Below are 17,761 nucleotides of genomic sequence, written 5' to 3'. Positions count from 1 at the left end.
CCGTCGCCGCAACAGACCGGGGCCCGGCCCTCCCGTAGGAGAGCCGGGCCCCGAAGCCTGGAAGGGGGAGCCTTAGAGCCCCGCAGCCTTCCGCAGAGCATCCACCCGATCCGTCCGCTCCCACGTGAAGTCGGGAATCGCCCGGCCGAAGTGGCCATAGGCAGCGGTCTGCGCGTAGATCGGGCGCAGCAGGTCCAGGTCGCGGATGATCGCGGCCGGGCGCAGGTCGAAGACCTCGGCGATGGCGGCCTCGATCTTGTCGGTGTCGACCGTGGCCGTGCCGAAGGTCTCCACGAACAGGCCCACCGGCTCGGCCTTGCCGATCGCGTAGGCGACCTGGACCTCGCAGCGCGCGGCGAGGCCCGCGGCGACCACGTTCTTGGCGACCCAGCGCATCGCGTAGGCGGCCGAGCGGTCGACCTTGGACGGGTCCTTGCCGGAGAAGGCGCCGCCGCCGTGGCGGGCCATGCCGCCGTACGTGTCGATGATGATCTTGCGGCCGGTCAGGCCCGCGTCGCCCATCGGGCCGCCGATCTCGAAGCGGCCTGTCGGGTTGACCAGGAGGCGGTAGCCCTCGGTCTCCAGCTTGATGCCGTCTTCGAGGAGCGCCCGCAGCTCGGGCTCGACCACGAACTCCCTGATGTCGGGGGCGAGGAGCGAGTCCAGGTCGATGTCCGACGCGTGCTGCGAGGAGACGACGACCGTGTCGAGGCGGACGGCCTTGTCGCCGTCGTACTCGATGGTGACCTGGGTCTTGCCGTCGGGGCGCAGGTACGGGATGGTCCCGTTCTTGCGGACCTCGGAGAGGCGGCGCGAGAGGCGGTGCGCGAGGTGGATCGGGAGCGGCATCAGCTCCGGCGTCTCGTCGCACGCGTAGCCGAACATCAGGCCCTGGTCGCCCGCGCCCTGCTTGTCGAGCTCGTCCTCCACTTCTCCGCGGGAGGCACCCTCGACGCGCTTCTCGTACGCCGTGTCGACGCCCTGCGCGATGTCGGGGGACTGCGAGCCGATGGACACCGAGACGCCGCAGGAGGCGCCGTCGAAGCCCTTCTTGGAGGAGTCGTAACCGATCTCGAGGATCTTGTCGCGCACCAGCTGCGCGATCGGCGCGTACGCCTTGGTCGTCACCTCGCCGGCCACGTGCACCAGGCCGGTGGTGATCAACGTCTCCACGGCGACCCGGGACTTCGGGTCCTCACGCAGAAGGGCGTCGAGAATGGTGTCGCTGATCTGGTCAGCGATCTTGTCGGGGTGACCCTCGGTCACAGACTCCGAGGTGAAGAGACGGCGGGACACATCGCTCCCTGTGGTTGCAGCGGCTGCTGGCTGATCATTGGTGGACGGCCGGGAGCTGCGCCCGGCGTCGTCCGAGACCAGTTTATCGGTCGCACTCGGCCGCCGGAGCACGTGTCTCGCCACTTGGGAGCGCTGTGACCTGCGGCACTGCATTGTGCGGTACGACGATCGTTCTCCACCAGAGGGCCTCACGCCCGAATTTCCCGGGTTTGAGGCACCCAGTGGGACGAATCTGACATTCGAGCCCAGGTTTTCGTGCCTGTTTCAGTGAGGCTTGGGCAGGGGACTTCTTCTGGCTTCTTCCGGGCCCTTCCGGCTTGTCGCGGCTTCTTCCGGGGATCACCGGATCTTTTTCAGGAATTCTTCGGCAGGCGTTCAGCCACCAGATCCCAGACCGTGTCCGCGAGCGCTTCCTTGGGTCCGTACGGCACGGGGGTCTCGCTGCCGTCAGCGCCGAGCACGACCGCCTCGTTCTCCTCGGAGCCGAACGTCTTGCGCTCGCCCACTTCGTTGACGACGAGCAGGTCGCAGCCCTTGCGTTCCAGCTTGGCGCGGCCGTTGGCGAGCACGTCGTCCGTCTCGGCGGCGAAGCCGACGACGACCTGGCCGGGGCGCGGCCTCTCGCCCGCGATCTCGGCGAGGATGTCGGGGTTGCGGACCAGGGCGATGGGCGCCGGTTCCTGGCCGTCCTTCTTCTTGATCTTTCCTGCCGCGTACGTCTGCGGGCGGAAATCGGCCACGGCCGCCGCCATCACCACGGCATCGGCGTCCGCCGCGGCCTTGATGACCGCTTCACGGAGCTGGACGGCGGTGCCCACGGCCACGATGTCGACGCCCGCGGGCGCGGTCAGGGCCGCGTTCGCCGACACCAGCGTGACCCGGGCGCCGCGCGCCGCCGCGCTGCGGGCAAGCGCGTACCCCTGCTTGCCGGAGGAACGGTTGCCCAGGAAGCGGACCGGGTCGAGCGGCTCGCGCGTGCCGCCCGCACTGACGACGACGTGCCGACCCGTGAGGTCCTGGGCCGCGTCTCCGCGCGCCAGGACACGACGTACGACATCGAAGAGCTCCACCGGGTCCGGGAACCGGCCCTTGCCCGTGTCCACGCCCGTGAGGCGGCCGACGGAGGGCTCGACGACGAGGGCGCCCCGGCGGCGGAGCGTGGCGACGTTCTCCTGCGTGGCCGGGTGCTCCCACATTTCCGTGTGCATGGCGGGGGCGAAGATCACCGGACAGCGGGCGGTGAGAAGCGTGTTCGTCAGGAGGTCGTCGGCGAGGCCATGGGCCGCCTTCGCCATCATGTCGGCCGTCGCCGGGGCGACGATCACGACGTCCGCGGACTGTCCGATCCGTACGTGCGGCACCTCGTGGACGTCGGACCAGACCTCCGTCGAGACCGGGTTGCCGGACAGGGCCGACCACGTGGCCGCCCCCACGAAGTGCAGCGCCGACTCGGTCGGCACGACGCGTACGTCATGACCCGACTCGGTCAGCCGCCGCAGCAGCTCACAGGCCTTGTACGCGGCGATTCCGCCACTGACCCCCAGAACGACCTTGGGCTTGCCCACGGTGCCTCCCCGCACTCCTGATCCCCGTACTCGGGAACGTACGACTCCATCACACACCACAGGCCCGGCAGTCGCGCTGCCGGGCCTGAGATGAAGAAAGAACTACAAGAAAAGAACTGTGGCTACTGCGCCGGGCCCTCGATGGCCTCGGACGTCAGCAGACCCGCGTTGATCTCACGGAGCGCGATGGAGAGCGGCTTCTCGTGGACGTGCGTGTCCACCAGCGGGCCGACGTACTCCAGCAGACCCTCACCGAGCTGCGAGTAGTACGCGTTGATCTGGCGCGCGCGCTTGGCGGCGTAGATCACGAGGCTGTACTTCGAGTCGGTCGCTTCGAGGAGCTCATCAATCGGCGGGTTGATGATGCCCTCGGGCGCAGTGATGGAAGAGGACACTCTCTGCCTTCCGATGGGGATTGACCTTCGAATGGAGAGAGAAGATCAATCCGGGATTACTGAGGATGAAGAAGATCAAACAACTTTCATCAAGGCTAGCAGCTCGCGCGCCACGTCCTCGACGGAGGTATTGACCAGGGTGGTGTCGAACTCGGCCTCGGCCGCGAGTTCGATCTTTGCCGCGGCGAGCCTGCGCTCGATCACCACGGGCTCCTCGGTCCCCCGGCCGGTGAGCCGGCGGACCAGCTCCTCCCAGCTCGGCGGGGCGAGGAAGACCAGCTGCGCCTCGGACATCGACTCGCGGACCAGGCGTGCGCCCTGCAGATCGATCTCCAGAAGGACGGGCTCGCCCGCCTCCAGGCGCTCGATGACGGCCCCCCGAGGCGTGCCGTAGCGGTTGCCCGCGAACTCGGCCCACTCGAGCAGCTCGCTGTTGGCGATCAGCTTGTCCATCTCTTCGTCGGAGACGAAGAAGTAGTGCACACCGTGCTTCTCGCCGGGGCGCGGCTTCCGCGTGGTGGCCGAGACCGAGAGCCAGACCTCGGGGTGTTCCTTGCGCATATGAGCGACGACCGTGCTCTTGCCGACCCCGGAGGGGCCGGAGAGCACGGTCAGCCGCGGACGTACGTCCGGGGGCACGGGGGTCGTCCCCCGGGATGTTGCAGCCATGCAGCGATTATCCAGGTTCTCAGGAGTGCCTGAGAACGTCAGGCAGCGCCACCACCGAACTCACGCTCCAAAGAGGCGATCTGATTGGAGCCGAGACCGCGCACACGGCGGCTTTCGGAGATGCCAAGACGCTCCATGATCTGCTTGGCGCGGACCTTGCCCACGCCCGGCAGGGACTCCAGGAGAGCGGAGACCTTCATCTTGCCGATGACATCGTTCTCCTGACCCTGCTTGATGACCTCATGAAGGGAGGCGCCGGAGTGCTTGAGTCGATTCTTGACCTCGGCCCGCTCCCGGCGAGCCGCGGCGGCCTTTTCGAGCGCGGCTGCGCGCTGTTCAGGGGTAAGGGGCGGAAGAGCCACGCCTACGTCACCTCGGATGTCGAACTGTCGGATACGGACCGGTGAGGAACCTAGTCGCCCCACACCTGGTGAGCAACGTGCAAAGCGCTTGCCCGTTCGCTCTCGTCGGAGACTAGCGGGCATGGCCGCCAGAGTCAGCGAGAACAGACGAAAAGTCCTGGTCAGCCTCTACCGAGATGTACATTTCGGGCATTTCACCCCGGATTTGGCCCGGTGAGCCATCAGCGAAACGTGAGGACGTGGCCGGACACGTCCTTCGAAGGCGGAAAAACACCCTCAGGGCACCCCCGCGGACACCCTCATGCCGAGGCGACGGCCTCACGGATCTCGTCCGCGAACCGGCTCGCCGCGACCCGAAGGCCCACGACATCGGGACCCTCGCGCAGGACACCCCGGCTGACGCTGGGCACCACATTGCGTACGACGTCTCCGAAGACGCCCGGCAGATCCGCCGGGGTGGCACCCTGCGCACCGATGCCGGGGGCGAGCAGCGGACCGTTGACCGCGAGGTCGTAGGAGGAGAGGTCCCCCAGCGTCGCCCCGACGACGGCCCCGAAGGACCCCAGGGGCTCCGCACCCGCGTTCTCGGCCGCCAGGTGCCCGAGCATCGTCGCGCCGATCGTGCGGCCGTCCTCGCGCACCGCGTGCTGCACCTCGGCGCCCTCGGGGTTGGAGGTGAGGGCGAGCACGAAGAGCCCGGTGCCGTTCTCGCGCGCGAGGTCGACGGCCGGCTTCAGCGAGCCGTAGCCGAGGTAGGGCGAGACCGTGAGGGCGTCGCTGAAGAGCGGCGAGTCCTTGTGCAGGAAGGTCTCCGCGTACGCGGCCATCGTCGAGCCGATGTCTCCGCGCTTGGCGTCCATGACCACCAGGGCCCCGGCCGCGCGCAGCTCCTGCACCGCCTTCTCCAGGACGGCGATGCCGCGCGAGCCGAAGCGCTCGAAGAACGCGCTCTGCGGCTTGAAGACCGCCACCGTGCCGGCCAGCGCCTCGACGACCGTCGCCGTGAACTTCTCCAGGCCCGCGACGTCGTCGTTCAGGCCCCAGGCGGACAGCAGGGAGGCGTGCGGGTCGATGCCGACGCAGAGCGGCCCGCGCTCGTCCATGGCGTGGCGAAGGCGCGTACCGAAGGGTTCGAGGGCACTCTTGCTGGTCATGCGGGCTTCCTTACGTCTGCGCCGACGGCCTCGGCGAGCGTGGCGTACGGGGAGGTGTTCAGACGGGCGGCGAGCCCCTTGTGGATCGCGCGGCCCCAGAAGGGCCCTTCGTAGATGAACGCGCTGTAGCCCTGCACCAGGGTGGCGCCCGCGAGGATCCGCTGCCAGGCGTCCTCGGCGTTCTCGACGCCGCCGACGCCCACCAGCGTGATGCGGTCGCCCACGCGCGCGTAGAGGCGGCGCAGGACCTCCAGGGAGCGTTCCTTGAGGGGCGCTCCGGACAGGCCGCCGGTCTCGCCGTGGAGCGATGCCTCGGACCGCAGACCGAGGCTCTCGCGCGCGATGGTCGTGTTCGTGGCGATGATGCCGTCAAGGCCGAGGTCGACGGCCAGGTCGGCCACCGCGTCGATGTCCTCGTCCGCGAGGTCGGGGGCGATCTTCACCAGGAGCGGCACGCGCCGCCCGGTGACGCTCCGGTCGGCCGCCTCGCGTACGGCGGTGAGCAGCGGGCGCAGCGACTCCGTAGCCTGGAGGTTGCGCAGGCCCGGGGTGTTCGGGGACGACACGTTCACCACGAGGTAGTCGGCGTGGGCGGCGAGCCGCTCGGTCGACTTCACGTAGTCGGCGGCCGCCTCCTCCTCGGGGACGACCTTGGTCTTGCCGATGTTGACGCCCACGACCGTCTTGAAGACGGCCCTGCGGGCGCCCAGGCGCTCGGCTACGGCCGCCGAGCCCTCGTTGTTGAAACCCATGCGGTTGATCAGCGCACGGTCCGGCACGAGGCGGAAGAGACGCTGCTTGGGGTTGCCGGGCTGCGGCTCCCCCGTGACGGTGCCGATCTCGATGTGGTCGAAGCCCAGCATCGACATGCCGTCGATCGCGACGGCGTTCTTGTCGAAGCCCGCCGCGAGGCCGAAGGGCCCGTGCATCCGAAGACCGAAGGCCTCGGTGCGCAGCTCCTTGTGGCGCGGCGCGAGCACGGCCGCGACGAAGGTGCGCAGCACCGGGACGCGGGCCGCGAGCCGGATCCAGCGGAAGGCCATGTGGTGGGCCTGCTCCGGGTCCATGCGCTTGAAGACGAGGTTGAAGAAGAATTTGTACATGGAGATGTCCTCGGGGTCCTCAGGGGTCCTCAGCAGAAGGGGGACACCGGATCGGTGTCCCCCTGGTGGGCTGCTAGTCGCGGGCCGCGGTCAGATGCTCCGCGTGTTCCTGGAGTGAACGGACGCCCACGTCCCCGTGGTTGAGCGCGTCGATGCCCTGGACTGCGGCGGCGAGCGCCTGGACCGTGGTCAGGCAGGGCACGGAGCGGGACACGGCGGCCGTACGGATGTCGTAGCCGTCGAGGCGGCCACCCGTGCCGTACGGGGTGTTGATGATGAGGTCGACCGCGCCGTCGTGGATGAGCTGGACGATCGTCTTCTCGCCGTTCGGGCCCTCGCCCTCGCTCTGCTTGCGCACGACCGTGGCGTTGATGCCGTTGCGCTTGAGCACCTCGGCCGTGCCGGACGTGGCGAGCAACTCGAAGCCGTGCGCGACCAGTTCACGCGCCGGGAAGATCATCGAACGCTTGTCGCGGTTGGCGACGGAGATGAAGGCACGGCCCTTGGTCGGCAGCGGACCGTACGCGCCCGCCTGCGACTTGGCGTACGCCGTGCCGAACACCGAGTCGATGCCCATGACTTCACCGGTGGAGCGCATCTCCGGGCCGAGGATGGTGTCGACGCCACGTCCGTGGATGTCGCGGAAGCGCGACCACGGCATGACGGCCTCCTTCACCGAGATCGGCGCGTCCATCGGCAGCGTGCCGCCGTCACCGGTCGCCGGGAGCATGCCCTCGGCGCGCAGCTCGGCGACGGTCGCGCCGAGGGAGATGCGCGCCGCGGCCTTGGCGAGCGGCACCGCGGTGGCCTTCGAGGTGAAGGGGACGGTGCGCGAGGCACGCGGGTTGGCCTCGAGGACGTAGAGGATGTCCCCGGCCATCGCGAACTGGATGTTGATCAGACCGCGCACGCCGACGCCCTTGGCGATGCCCTCCGTGGAGGCCCGCAGGCGCTTGATGTCGTAGCCGCCGAGCGTGATCGGGGGCAGCGCGCACGCGGAGTCGCCGGAGTGGATACCGGCCTCCTCGATGTGCTCCATGACACCGCCGAGGTAGAGCTCGTGGCCGTCGTAGAGCGCGTCCACGTCGATCTCGATCGCGTCGTCGAGGAAGCGGTCGACGAGCACCGGACGCGAGGGGCTGATCTCGGTCGACTCCTCGATGTACGCGGAGAGGCGGGTCTCGTCGTACACGATCTCCATGCCGCGGCCGCCGAGCACGTACGACGGGCGGACGAGGACGGGGTAGCCGATCTCGTCGGCGATGGCCTTGGCCTCGTCGAAGGTGGTGGCGGTGCCGTGCTTGGGCGCGGGGAGACCGGCCTCGGCGAGCACGCGGCCGAAGGCGCCGCGGTCCTCGGCGGCGTGGATGGCCTCGGGCGGTGTGCCCACGACCGGGACGCCGTTGTCCTTGAGCGCCTGTGCGAGGCCGAGCGGGGTCTGGCCGCCGAGCTGGACGACGACACCCGCGATCGGCCCTGCCTGCGCCTCGGCGTTGACGATCTCCAGGACGTCCTCGAGCGTCAGCGGCTCGAAGTACAGACGGTCGGAGGTGTCGTAGTCCGTGGAGACGGTCTCCGGGTTGCAGTTGACCATCACGGTCTCGTAGCCCGCGTCGCTCAGCGCGAAGGAGGCGTGGACGCAGGAGTAGTCGAACTCGATGCCCTGGCCGATGCGGTTGGGGCCCGAGCCCAGGATGATGACCGCGGGCTTCTCGCGCTTGGCGACCTCGTTCTCCTCGTCGTACGAGGAGTAGAAGTACGGCGTCTTCGCGGCGAACTCGGCGGCGCAGGTGTCGACCGTCTTGTAGACCGGGCGGACCCCGAGGGCGTGCCGGACCTCGCGGACGACGTCCTCGCGCAGGCCGCGGATCTCGGCGATCTGGTGGTCGGAGAAGCCGTGCCGCTTGGCCTCGGCAAGGAGTTCGGCGTCCAGGCGCTCGGCTGCGGCGAGCTCGTCCGCGATCTCCTTGATCAGGAAGAGCTGGTCGACGAACCACGGGTCGATCTTCGTGGACTCGAAGACCTCCTCGGGGGTGGCGCCGGCGCGGATGGCCTGCATGACGGAGTTGATGCGCCCGTCGGTCGGCCGGACCGCCTCTTCGAGCAGCTCCGCCCTGTCACCGGGCTCGCCCACGAAGGTGAACTGCGAACCCTTCTTCTCCAGGGACCGCAGGGCCTTCTGCAGCGCCTCGGTGAAGTTGCGGCCGATCGCCATGGCCTCGCCGACCGACTTCATGGTGGTCGTCAGGGTCGAGTCCGCCGAGGGGAACTTCTCGAAGGCGAAACGCGGGGCCTTGACCACTACGTAGTCGAGCGTCGGCTCGAAGGAGGCCGGGGTCTTCTCGGTGATGTCGTTCGGGATCTCGTCGAGCGTGTAGCCGACGGCGAGCTTCGCGGCGATCTTCGCGATCGGGAAGCCGGTGGCCTTCGAGGCGAGCGCCGACGACCGCGAGACGCGCGGGTTCATCTCGATGACGATGACCCGGCCGTCCGTCGGGTCGATGGCGAACTGGATGTTGCAGCCGCCGGTGTCGACGCCGACCTCGCGGATGATCGCGATGCCGACGTCACGCAGCGTCTGGTACTCGCGGTCGGTCAGCGTCATCGCGGGCGCGACGGTGATCGAGTCGCCGGTGTGCACGCCCATCGGGTCGAAGTTCTCGATGGAGCAGACGACCACGACGTTGTCGTTCTTGTCGCGCATCAGCTCCAGCTCGTACTCCTTCCAGCCGAGGATGGACTCCTCCAGGAGCACCTCGGTGGTCGGCGAGAGCGTGAGGCCCTGCCCCGCGATGCGGCGCAGCTCCTCCTCGTCGTGCGCGAAGCCGGAACCGGCGCCGCCCATGGTGAAGGAGGGGCGGACGACCACGGGGTAGCCGCCGAGCTCGTCGACGCCCTTGAGGACGTCGTCCATGGAGTGGCAGATGTACGAGCGGGCGGACTCGCCGTGCCCGATCTTCTTGTTGACCTCTTCGACGACGCCCTTGAAGAGGTCGCGGTCCTCGCCCTTGTTGATCGCCTCGACGTTGGCGCCGATGAGCTCGACGCCGTACTTCTCCAGGACGCCCTGCTCGTGCATGGAGATCGCGGTGTTGAGCGCGGTCTGGCCGCCGAGGGTCGGGAGCAGCGCGTCGGGGCGCTCCTTGGCGATGATCTTCTCGACGAACTCGGGGGTGATCGGCTCGACGTACGTGGCGTCGGCGATCTCCGGGTCGGTCATGATCGTCGCCGGGTTGGAGTTCACCAGGATGACGCGCAGGCCCTCGGCCTTCAGGACGCGGCAGGCCTGGGTGCCGGAGTAGTCGAACTCCGCTGCCTGGCCGATGACGATCGGGCCGGAGCCGATGACCAGGACGGACTGGATATCGGTGCGCTTAGGCACGCTGGGCTCCTTCTGCGGTCATCAGGGATACGAAGCGGTCGAAGAGGTACGCGGCGTCGTGCGGGCCCGCGGCCGCCTCGGGGTGGTACTGGACGCTGAAGGCCGGCTGGTCGAGCAGCTGAAGCCCCTCCACCACCTGGTCGTTCAGGCACACGTGGGAGACCTCGGCGCGCCCGAAGGGGGTGTCCGAGACCTTGTCGAGGGGCGCGTCGACGGCGAAGCCGTGGTTGTGCGCGGTGACCTCGACCTTGCCGGTCGTGCGGTCCTGCACCGGCTGGTTGATGCCGCGGTGGCCGTACTTCAGCTTGAAGGTGCCGAAGCCGAGGGCGCGGCCGAGGATCTGGTTGCCGAAGCAGATGCCGAACAGCGGCGTCCTGCGTTCGAGCACGCCCCGCATGACGGAGACGGGGTGGTCCGCGGTGGCCGGGTCGCCGGGGCCGTTGGAGAAGAACACGCCGTCAGGGTTGACCGCGTACACGTCTTCCACCGTGGCGGTGGCGGGCAGGACGTGCACCTCGATGCCGCGTTCGGCCATGCGCTGCGGGGTCATGCCCTTGATGCCGAGGTCCACGGCGGCGACCGTGAACTTCTTGGTGCCGATCGCGGGGACGACGTACGTCTCCTTGGTGGCCACCTCGGCGGAGAGGTCGGCGCCCTTCATCTGCGGGGACGCCTGCACCTTGGCGAGCAGGGCGTCGTCGCCGACGCCGGCGAAGGCATCGCCGGAGAAGATGCCGACGCGCATCGCGCCGCGCTCGCGCAGGTGGCGGGTGAGGGCGCGGGTGTCGATGCCGGAGATGCCGACGACGCCCTGGTTCGCGAGCTGCTCGTCGAGCGAGCGCTTGGCGCGCCAGTTCGATGACACGCGCGCGGGGTCGCGCACGACGTAGCCGGAGACCCAGATGCGGGCGGACTCGTCGTCCTCGTCGTTCACGCCCGTGTTGCCGACGTGCGGGGCCGTCATGACGACGACCTGGCGATGGTACGAGGGGTCGGTGAGGGTCTCTTGGTAGCCGGTCATGCCGGTGGAGAACACCGCTTCGCCGAAGGTCTCCCCCACGGCCCCGTAGGCGCGGCCGCGGAAGATGCGGCCGTCCTCCAGGACGAGTACGGCGGGAACCTTGCTGGCTCCCCTTGTGGAGGTCGTCATCGTGCGGTGCCTTCCGTCGTGCTGGTCGTATGGATCATGTTGTTGATGGCCTCGACCCACTCAGCCTGTTCGGCCGCGTGGTCCGAGCGGAAGCCGGAGTCGAGTCGCTTCTCGCCGTGCTCCCAGGTGACGATCAGCAGACCGCCCTCCGCGAGGACCTTTCCCGCGATGCCCTTGTCGAGGCGGGCCTCGCGCAGCTGTGCGGCCGGGACGAAGAAGTCGGCTGCCCCGGGGCGTACGACATCGAGGCCCGCGTCCGTGAGCGTCAGCTCCACGCGGCTGCGGGTGCCGAGGCCGTGCGCCACGATGCGGTCGAGCCACTGCCCTGCCGTCGTGGAGCCGTGGTAGCGGCCGCTCAGCTCAAGTTTCGCCGGGCCCGGCTCGCTCGGCGCGCTGGGCAGCTCCGGCAGGTCGCCCTGGAGCGTGCCGCGCCATTTCCAGCCCTCGCGCATCAGCCAGTAGACGAGCGCGATGAAGAGCAGCAGGCCGACGACCCAGCCCGCGCGGGCTGCCCAGTCCGTCACGTCAGCCGACTTCTTCTCGGCGGCGAAGGTGACGGCACTTCCTGCGGCGGTGGAGATCAGAGATGTCACGCGAGCTTCCCGTCGACGACCGTGGCGCGGCCCCGCAGCCACGTGTGCGTCACGCGGCCCGGCAGCTCACGGCCCTCGTAGGGGGTGTTGCCGCTGCGCGAGGCGAAGCCCGCGGGGTCCACGACACCACGGTAAGCCGGATCGAGAAGCGTGAGGTTCGCGGGCTCACCTGCCGAGACGGGACGTCCGTGGCCCTTCGCCCGGCCGATCTCGGCGGGCTTGACGGACATCCGGTCGGCGACCGCGGCCCAGGTGAGCAGGCCCGTCTCGACCATCGTCTGCTGGACGACGGAGAGCGCGGTCTCCAGGCCCACCATGCCCATGGCGGCCGCGGCCCACTCGCAGTCCTTGTCCTCGTGCGGGTGCGGGGCGTGGTCGGTGGCGACGATGTCGATCGTGCCGTCGGCCAGGGCCTCGCGCAGCGCCATGACGTCGCGCTCGGTGCGCAGCGGCGGGTTGACCTTGTAGACCGGGTTGTACGAGCGGACCATCTCGTCGGTCAGGAGCAGGTGGTGCGGGGTGACCTCCGCGGTCACGTCGATGCCGCGCGACTTGGCCCAGCGCACGATCTCGACGGAGCCCGCTGTCGACAGGTGGCAGATGTGCACCCGCGAACCGACGTGCTCGGCGAGCAGCACGTCACGCGCGATGATCGACTCCTCGGCGACGGCGGGCCAGCCGCCGAGACCGAGCTCCGCGGAGACGACGCCCTCGTTCATCTGGGCGCCCTCGGTGAGGCGCGGCTCCTGCGCGTGCTGGGCGACCACGCCGCCGAACGCCTTCACGTACTCCAGGGCGCGGCGCATGATCACGGCGTCGTCGACGCACTTGCCGTCGTCGGAGAAGACGGTGACACCGGCCGCGGACTCGTGCATGGCGCCGAGCTCGGCGAGCTTCTTGCCCTCGAGGCCGACGGTGACGGCGCCGATCGGCTGGACGTCCGCGTATCCGCCCTCCTGGCCGAGGCGGTAGACCTGCTCGACGACACCGGCGGTGTCGGCGACGGGGAAGGTGTTGGCCATGGCGAACACGGCGGTGTAGCCACCGGAGGCGGCGGCGCGCGTGCCGGTCAGGACGGTCTCGGAGTCCTCGCGGCCGGGCTCGCGCAGGTGGGTGTGGAGGTCGACGAGGCCGGGCAGCAGGATCTTGCCCTCGGCCTCGACGACGGTCACGTCGTCACCGGTCTCGATGCCGGTCCCCACCTCGAGGATCGTCTCGCCGTCGATCAGGACGTCCTGCGGCTCGCCGCCGAGCACCTTCGCACCACGGATCAGGGTCTTGCTCATGGTTTTACTTCTCCTCGGAACCGGTGGGGCGCGTGTGGGTGACGGCGGGTTCGTTGCCGCCCAGGAGCAGGTAGAGAACGGCCATCCGGGTGTGGACGCCGTTGGCGACCTGCTCGATGACCGTGCAGCGGTCGGAGTCGGCGACCTCGGCGGTGATCTCCATGCCGCGGACCATCGGCCCGGGGTGCATCACGATGGCGTGCTCGGGCATCTTCGCCATGCGCTCGCCGTCGAGGCCGTAGCGGCGCGAGTACTCGCGCTCGGTGGGGAAGAACGCGGCGTTCATGCGCTCGCGCTGCACGCGCAGCATCATCACGGCGTCGGACTTCGGGAGCACACGGTCCAGGTCGTACGAGACGTCGCAGGGCCAGGTGTCCACGCCGACCGGCACGAGCGTGGGCGGGGCGACGAGGGTGACCTCGGCGCCCAGGGTGTGCAGGAGGTCGACGTTCGAGCGCGCGACCCGGCTGTGCAGGACGTCGCCGACGAGCGTGATGCGCTTGCCGTTCAGGTCCTTGCCCAGGCCCGCGTCCCTGCCGACGAGGCGGCGCCGCATGGTGAAGGCGTCGAGCAGTGCCTGCGTGGGGTGCTGGTGGGTGCCGTCGCCCGCGTTGATCACCGGGGCGTCGATCCAGCCGGAGGTGGCGAGGCGGTAGGGGGCGCCGGACGCGCCGTGCCGGATGACGACGGCGTCGACGCCCATCGCCTCCAGGGTCTGGGCGGTGTCCTTGAGGGACTCCCCCTTGGAGACGCTGGAGCCCTTGGCGGCGAAGTTGATGACGTCGGCGGAGAGGCGCTTCTCTGCGGCCTCGAAGGAGATCCGGGTCCGCGTCGAGTCCTCGAAGAACAGGTTGCAGATCGTGCGGCCGCGCAGCGCGGGCAGTTTCTTGATCGGCCGGTCGGCGACCCGGGCCATTTCCTCGGCGGTGTCGAGGATGAGAACGGCGTCGTCGCGGGTGAGGTCGGCGGCCGAGATGAGGTGTCGCATCATCTGGGTGTACTCCGTCATGTGGAGGTGTGCGGGCACGCGGGCGCGCAGGGGTGTGCCCCGGTGCCCCGTGGAGGAAGCCGGGCCTACGCGGAAGCGGGCTTGGCGCCGAGCAGCACGGCGTCGCGGCCGTCCTCCTCGGCGAGCTGGACCTTGACCGTCTCCCGCAGCGACGTGGGGAGGTTCTTGCCGACGTAATCGGCGCGGATCGGAAGTTCGCGGTGGCCGCGGTCGACAAGGACGGCGAGCTGCACGGCGCGCGGACGGCCGATGTCGTTCAGGCCGTCGAGGGCCGCGCGGATGGTACGGCCGGAGAAGAGCACGTCGTCCACGAGGACGACGAGGCGGCCGTCGATGCCGTCACCGGGGATCTCGGTGCGGGCGAGTGCGCGCGGCGGGTGCATGCGCAGATCGTCGCGGTACATCGTGATGTCGAGTGAGCCAACCGGGATCGTGCGTCCGGTGATTTCTTCGAGCTTCTCGGCGAGGCGCCGGGCGAGGAAGACACCGCGGGTGGGAATGCCGAGCAGCACCACGTCTTCGGCGCCTTTGGCGCGCTCGACGATCTCGTGTGCGATACGGGTCAACACCCGTGCGATGTCCGGGCCTTCGAGCACGGGCCTGGCGACATCGGATTCGTTCGTGTCGTGCGAGTCCATATGAAACGGACCTCCTTCTCCGCCTCACGGGACGGACCTTAAAGGACGTCGAAATTGCGCCATCCACGTTACCAGCACCGGCAACACCCCCGGTCACGACCCCCTGGGAGGGGGCGGTACGGACCATTCGGCTTGACGCACCCAAGTAACGCTGCGTAACCTCACAGTGAGTTACCGTTCTTCGTCCGGGGAGCTATATGTCCAGCGAATACGCCAAACAGCTCGGGGCCAAGCTCCGCGCCATCCGTACCCAGCAGGGCCTTTCCCTCCACGGTGTCGAGGAAAAGTCCCAGGGACGCTGGAAGGCGGTCGTGGTCGGTTCGTACGAACGCGGCGACCGCGCCGTGACCGTACAGCGCCTCGCCGAGCTGGCGGACTTCTACGGAGTCCCGGTTCAGGAGCTGCTGCCCGGCACCGCCCCGGGCGGTGCGGCCGAGCCGCCGCCCAAGCTCGTGCTCGACCTCGAGCGCCTGGCGCACGTCCCGGCCGAGAAGGCGGGACCGCTGCAGCGTTACGCGGCCACGATCCAGTCGCAGCGCGGTGACTACAACGGCAAGGTGCTCTCGATCCGCCAGGACGACCTGCGCACTCTCGCCGTGATCTATGACCAGTCGCCCTCGGTTCTCACCGAGCAGCTGATCAGCTGGGGCGTCCTGGACGCGGACGCGCGCCGCGCCGTCGCCCACGACGACGTCTGATCCCTCAAGGGAGAGCTGAGCAGAAACGTAACGCCGGGGTGGCCGGAACCGATGGGGTTCCGGCCACCCCGGCGTTCTACGTACGCCTCTGAGCCCTCAGAGGACACAGAGGCACCAGGGGCCCCAAGGAACGCCAGAGGGCCCGCAGCGCGTCGCTGCGGGCCCTCTGAGCGGCGTTGGAGGCTCGCGCCTCGCCGTGTCGCGGCCTTACGCCTCGTCGCGGCGCAGGGTCGGCTTCAGGTCCTTGAAGCGGCCGAGCAGTCCGTTCACGAAGGACGGCGAGTCGTCCGTGGAGAACTCCTTGGCGAGCTGCACGGACTCGTCCATGACCACGGCGTCCGGCGTCTCGTCGACCCAGATCAGCTCGTAGGCACCGAGCCGCAGGATGTTGCGGTCGACGACCGGCATCCTGTCCAGGGTCCACGCGACGGCGTACTGCGAGATCAGCTCGTCGATGCGGCGCGCGTGCTGCGCGTACCCCTCGACCAGCTCCATCGTGTACTCGCTCACCGGCGGCTGCCGGGTGTCGGACCGCGAGTGACGCACCCAGTCCGCGAGGACCGTCACTACGTCGGCACCACGCTGGTCGGCCTCGAAGAGGATCTGGAAGGCGCGCTTGCGGGCCGTATTCCGAGCAGCCACGGTTAGCTGTTCACCCGGCCGAGGTAGCCACTGTCACGGGTGTCGACCTTGATCTTCTCGCCCGTGGTGATGAAGAGCGGGACCTGGATCTGGTGGCCGGTCTCCAGCGTCGCGGGCTTGGTGCCACCCGTGGAGCGGTCGCCCTGGACACCGGGCTCGGTCTCCTGGATGACGAGCTCGACCGCGGCGGGCAGCTCGACGAAGAGGACCGAGCCGTCGTGCTGCGCGACGGAGGCCGTGAAGCCCTCGATCAGGAAGTTGGCGGCGTCACCGACGGACTTGCGGTCGACGTGCAGCTGGTCGTACGTCTCCATGTCCATGAAGACGAAGTAGTCGCCGTCCATGTAGGAGAACTGCATGTCGCGCTTGTCGATCGTCGCCGTGTCGACCTTGACGCCGGCGTTGAAGGTCTTGTCGACGACCTTGCCGGACAGCACGTTCTTGAGCTTGGTGCGCACGAAGGCGGGGCCCTTGCCGGGCTTGACGTGCTGGAACTCGACGACGGACCAGAGCTGGCCCCCGTCGAGCTTGAGCACCAGGCCGTTCTTGAGGTCGTTCGTGGAAGCCACGGTTGCGGAATCTCCTGGACTGACGTGGACGACCCCGGCGCACGCGCACAGCTCGAAAAGCTAGAGCGCGAGCAGCTCCTTGGTCGTGATGGTGAGTAGCTCGGGTCCGCCGTCCGCCTCGGGGCGCACGACGAGCGTGTCATCGATCCGGACACCACCCCGTCCCGGGATGTGAACCCCCGGTTCGACGGTGACCGGCACGCAAGCGTCCAGTTTACCCATGGCCGCGGGCGCCAACTGCGGGTCCTCGTCGATTTCGAGCCCCACCCCATGCCCCATCAACGCAGGGAGACCGTCCGCATACCCTGCGGAGTCCAGTACGTGGCGGGCCGCGCGGTCGATGTCGCGGTAGGGCGCACCTGGTGCGAGAGCCTCCCTGCCCGCCCGCTGAGCGGCGAAGACGAGGTCGTAGAGATCGATCTGCCAGTCCGCGGGAGACGTACCGATGACGAATGTACGTCCGATCTCGCAACGGTAGCCGCGGTAGCTGGCCCCCAGGCACACGGAGAGGAAATCTCCTTCCTCCACCCGCCGGTCCGACGGCCGGTGCGCGCCGCGGCCGGAGTTCGGCCCGGTGCCCACGGAGGTCGGGAAGGCGGGCCCGTCCGCGCCGTGGTCCACGAGACGGCGCTCGAGTTCCAGGGCGAGATGGCGTTCCGTACGCCCCACCAGAATGGATTCGAGCAGCTCACCGAGCGCCTGGTCGGCGATCTCGGAGCCGATCCGCAGGCAGGAGATCTCCTCCTCGTCCTTGACGAGGCGCAGTTGTTCGACCGCTCCCCCGAGGTCCGCGAGCCGCAGCCGCGGCGCGACGGAGCCAAGCGCGCGATGCCGGGCGACCGTGAGGTCGTGCTCCTCGATGGCCAGCGAATCGGCACCCTGCGCGGCCGCGAGATCGGCACCCGCGACGGCCGGATCCCCACTTGACGCGTCGAGCAGCTGCACCCGAAGACCCGCGTCGGGCCGCCCCTCGCCCTGCCCGTCACCGAGCGGACCGCCGCACAGCAGCAGATCCTCGCTGCTGCCCAGCAGGAGCACGGAGCCGTGCGGCGCCGCTCCCGCGAGATACCGCACGTTGGCGGGACGGGACACCAACGCCGACGCGCTGCCACCTGCGGCACAGCGCTCCCTCAGCCGCTCACGGCGGGCCGCGTACACCTCTGACATGGGACGAGCCTATGAGCGGCGGCGCGGGACGGCCGGTTCAGCGCGTCCGACCGAGCGGTCCAGGACTTTCCTGGGGGCATACC

17 protein-coding genes are annotated in these 17,761 nt (G+C 69.2%); 1 reads left to right on the top strand and 16 read right to left on the bottom strand.

Annotated features, from left to right (window positions below; all coding sequences use genetic code 11):
- Positions 1 to 72: 72 nt before the first annotated feature.
- The 13 genes from metK to pyrR form a co-directional block, all read right to left on the bottom strand.
- Positions 73 to 1,296 (bottom strand): methionine adenosyltransferase, encoded by a 1,224-nt coding sequence (gene metK / locus ACZ5CR_RS09550; protein WP_468855342.1) that lies wholly within the window; start codon positions 1,294 to 1,296, stop codon positions 73 to 75.
- 353 nt (positions 1,297 to 1,649) lie between these two features.
- Positions 1,650 to 2,861, bottom strand: coding sequence for a bifunctional phosphopantothenoylcysteine decarboxylase/phosphopantothenate--cysteine ligase CoaBC (coaBC, locus tag ACZ5CR_RS09545; protein ID WP_468855341.1), 1,212 nt, complete (start codon positions 2,859 to 2,861; stop codon positions 1,650 to 1,652).
- Between the two features lie 122 nt (positions 2,862 to 2,983).
- Entirely contained in the window at positions 2,984 to 3,256 is a 273-nt protein-coding gene (gene rpoZ / locus ACZ5CR_RS09540; RefSeq protein ID WP_005319902.1) for a DNA-directed RNA polymerase subunit omega, read from the bottom strand.
- Positions 3,257 to 3,331: 75 nt separating this feature from the next.
- Complete coding sequence (gene gmk, locus ACZ5CR_RS09535) at positions 3,332 to 3,925, bottom strand: guanylate kinase (RefSeq protein ID WP_468855339.1); 594 nt, start codon at positions 3,923 to 3,925, stop codon at positions 3,332 to 3,334.
- A 38-nt stretch (positions 3,926 to 3,963) separates the two neighbouring features.
- Positions 3,964 to 4,287 carry an integration host factor gene (locus ACZ5CR_RS09530; protein WP_005319887.1) on the bottom strand — a complete coding sequence of 108 codons (324 nt, stop codon included), beginning with the start codon at positions 4,285 to 4,287 and terminating at the stop codon, positions 3,964 to 3,966.
- Positions 4,288 to 4,586: 299 nt separating this feature from the next.
- Positions 4,587 to 5,441 carry an orotidine-5'-phosphate decarboxylase gene (pyrF, locus tag ACZ5CR_RS09525; protein ID WP_468855337.1) on the bottom strand — a complete coding sequence of 285 codons (855 nt, stop codon included), beginning with the start codon at positions 5,439 to 5,441 and terminating at the stop codon, positions 4,587 to 4,589.
- Complete coding sequence (locus ACZ5CR_RS09520) at positions 5,438 to 6,544, bottom strand: quinone-dependent dihydroorotate dehydrogenase (RefSeq protein WP_468855335.1); 1,107 nt, start codon at positions 6,542 to 6,544, stop codon at positions 5,438 to 5,440. The genes pyrF and ACZ5CR_RS09520 overlap by 4 nt, the downstream gene beginning before the upstream one ends.
- Before the next feature lie 73 nt (positions 6,545 to 6,617).
- Positions 6,618 to 9,926 (bottom strand): carbamoyl-phosphate synthase large subunit, encoded by a 3,309-nt coding sequence (gene carB, locus ACZ5CR_RS09515; RefSeq protein ID WP_468855334.1) that lies wholly within the window; start codon positions 9,924 to 9,926, stop codon positions 6,618 to 6,620.
- Positions 9,919 to 11,076, bottom strand: a complete 1,158-nt coding sequence (carA, locus tag ACZ5CR_RS09510) for a glutamine-hydrolyzing carbamoyl-phosphate synthase small subunit (protein WP_468855331.1) — start codon at positions 11,074 to 11,076, stop codon at positions 9,919 to 9,921. Before carA ends, carB begins: the two co-directional genes overlap by 8 nt.
- Entirely contained in the window at positions 11,073 to 11,669 is a 597-nt protein-coding gene (locus ACZ5CR_RS09505; protein ID WP_468855329.1) for a PH-like domain-containing protein, read from the bottom strand. Before ACZ5CR_RS09505 ends, carA begins: the two co-directional genes overlap by 4 nt.
- Positions 11,666 to 12,955 (bottom strand): dihydroorotase, encoded by a 1,290-nt coding sequence (locus ACZ5CR_RS09500; protein ID WP_468855327.1) that lies wholly within the window; start codon positions 12,953 to 12,955, stop codon positions 11,666 to 11,668. Before ACZ5CR_RS09500 ends, ACZ5CR_RS09505 begins: the two co-directional genes overlap by 4 nt.
- A gap of 4 nt (positions 12,956 to 12,959) precedes the next feature.
- Positions 12,960 to 13,946 (bottom strand): aspartate carbamoyltransferase catalytic subunit, encoded by a 987-nt coding sequence (locus tag ACZ5CR_RS09495; RefSeq protein ID WP_453531144.1) that lies wholly within the window; start codon positions 13,944 to 13,946, stop codon positions 12,960 to 12,962.
- Between the two features lie 83 nt (positions 13,947 to 14,029).
- Complete coding sequence (gene pyrR / locus ACZ5CR_RS09490; RefSeq protein WP_160503767.1) at positions 14,030 to 14,602, bottom strand: bifunctional pyr operon transcriptional regulator/uracil phosphoribosyltransferase PyrR; 573 nt, start codon at positions 14,600 to 14,602, stop codon at positions 14,030 to 14,032.
- Positions 14,603 to 14,799: 197 nt separating this feature from the next.
- Between pyrR and bldD the strand changes: the two genes are divergently transcribed.
- Positions 14,800 to 15,300 (top strand): transcriptional regulator BldD, encoded by a 501-nt coding sequence (gene bldD / locus ACZ5CR_RS09485; protein ID WP_135330908.1) that lies wholly within the window; start codon positions 14,800 to 14,802, stop codon positions 15,298 to 15,300.
- Between the two features lie 207 nt (positions 15,301 to 15,507).
- Here the strand turns inward: bldD and nusB are convergent, their stop codons facing one another.
- The 3 genes from nusB to ACZ5CR_RS09470 are packed head-to-tail and all read right to left on the bottom strand — an operon-like array spanning position 15,508 to position 17,678.
- Positions 15,508 to 15,942 carry a transcription antitermination factor NusB gene (nusB, locus tag ACZ5CR_RS09480; protein WP_468855324.1) on the bottom strand — a complete coding sequence of 145 codons (435 nt, stop codon included), beginning with the start codon at positions 15,940 to 15,942 and terminating at the stop codon, positions 15,508 to 15,510.
- A 2-nt stretch (positions 15,943 to 15,944) separates the two neighbouring features.
- On the bottom strand, positions 15,945 to 16,511 hold the full coding sequence (gene efp, locus ACZ5CR_RS09475) for an elongation factor P (protein WP_389914786.1): 567 nt from the start codon (positions 16,509 to 16,511) through the stop codon (positions 15,945 to 15,947).
- A 60-nt stretch (positions 16,512 to 16,571) separates the two neighbouring features.
- Positions 16,572 to 17,678, bottom strand: coding sequence for a M24 family metallopeptidase (locus ACZ5CR_RS09470; protein WP_468855321.1), 1,107 nt, complete (start codon positions 17,676 to 17,678; stop codon positions 16,572 to 16,574).
- Positions 17,679 to 17,761 lie beyond the last annotated feature (83 nt).

This window comes from Streptomyces sp. NPDC031274 (assembly GCF_055570235.1).
Note: the sequence above shows the minus strand (reverse complement) of the source record. Positions and strands in the feature narration are given on the sequence as shown.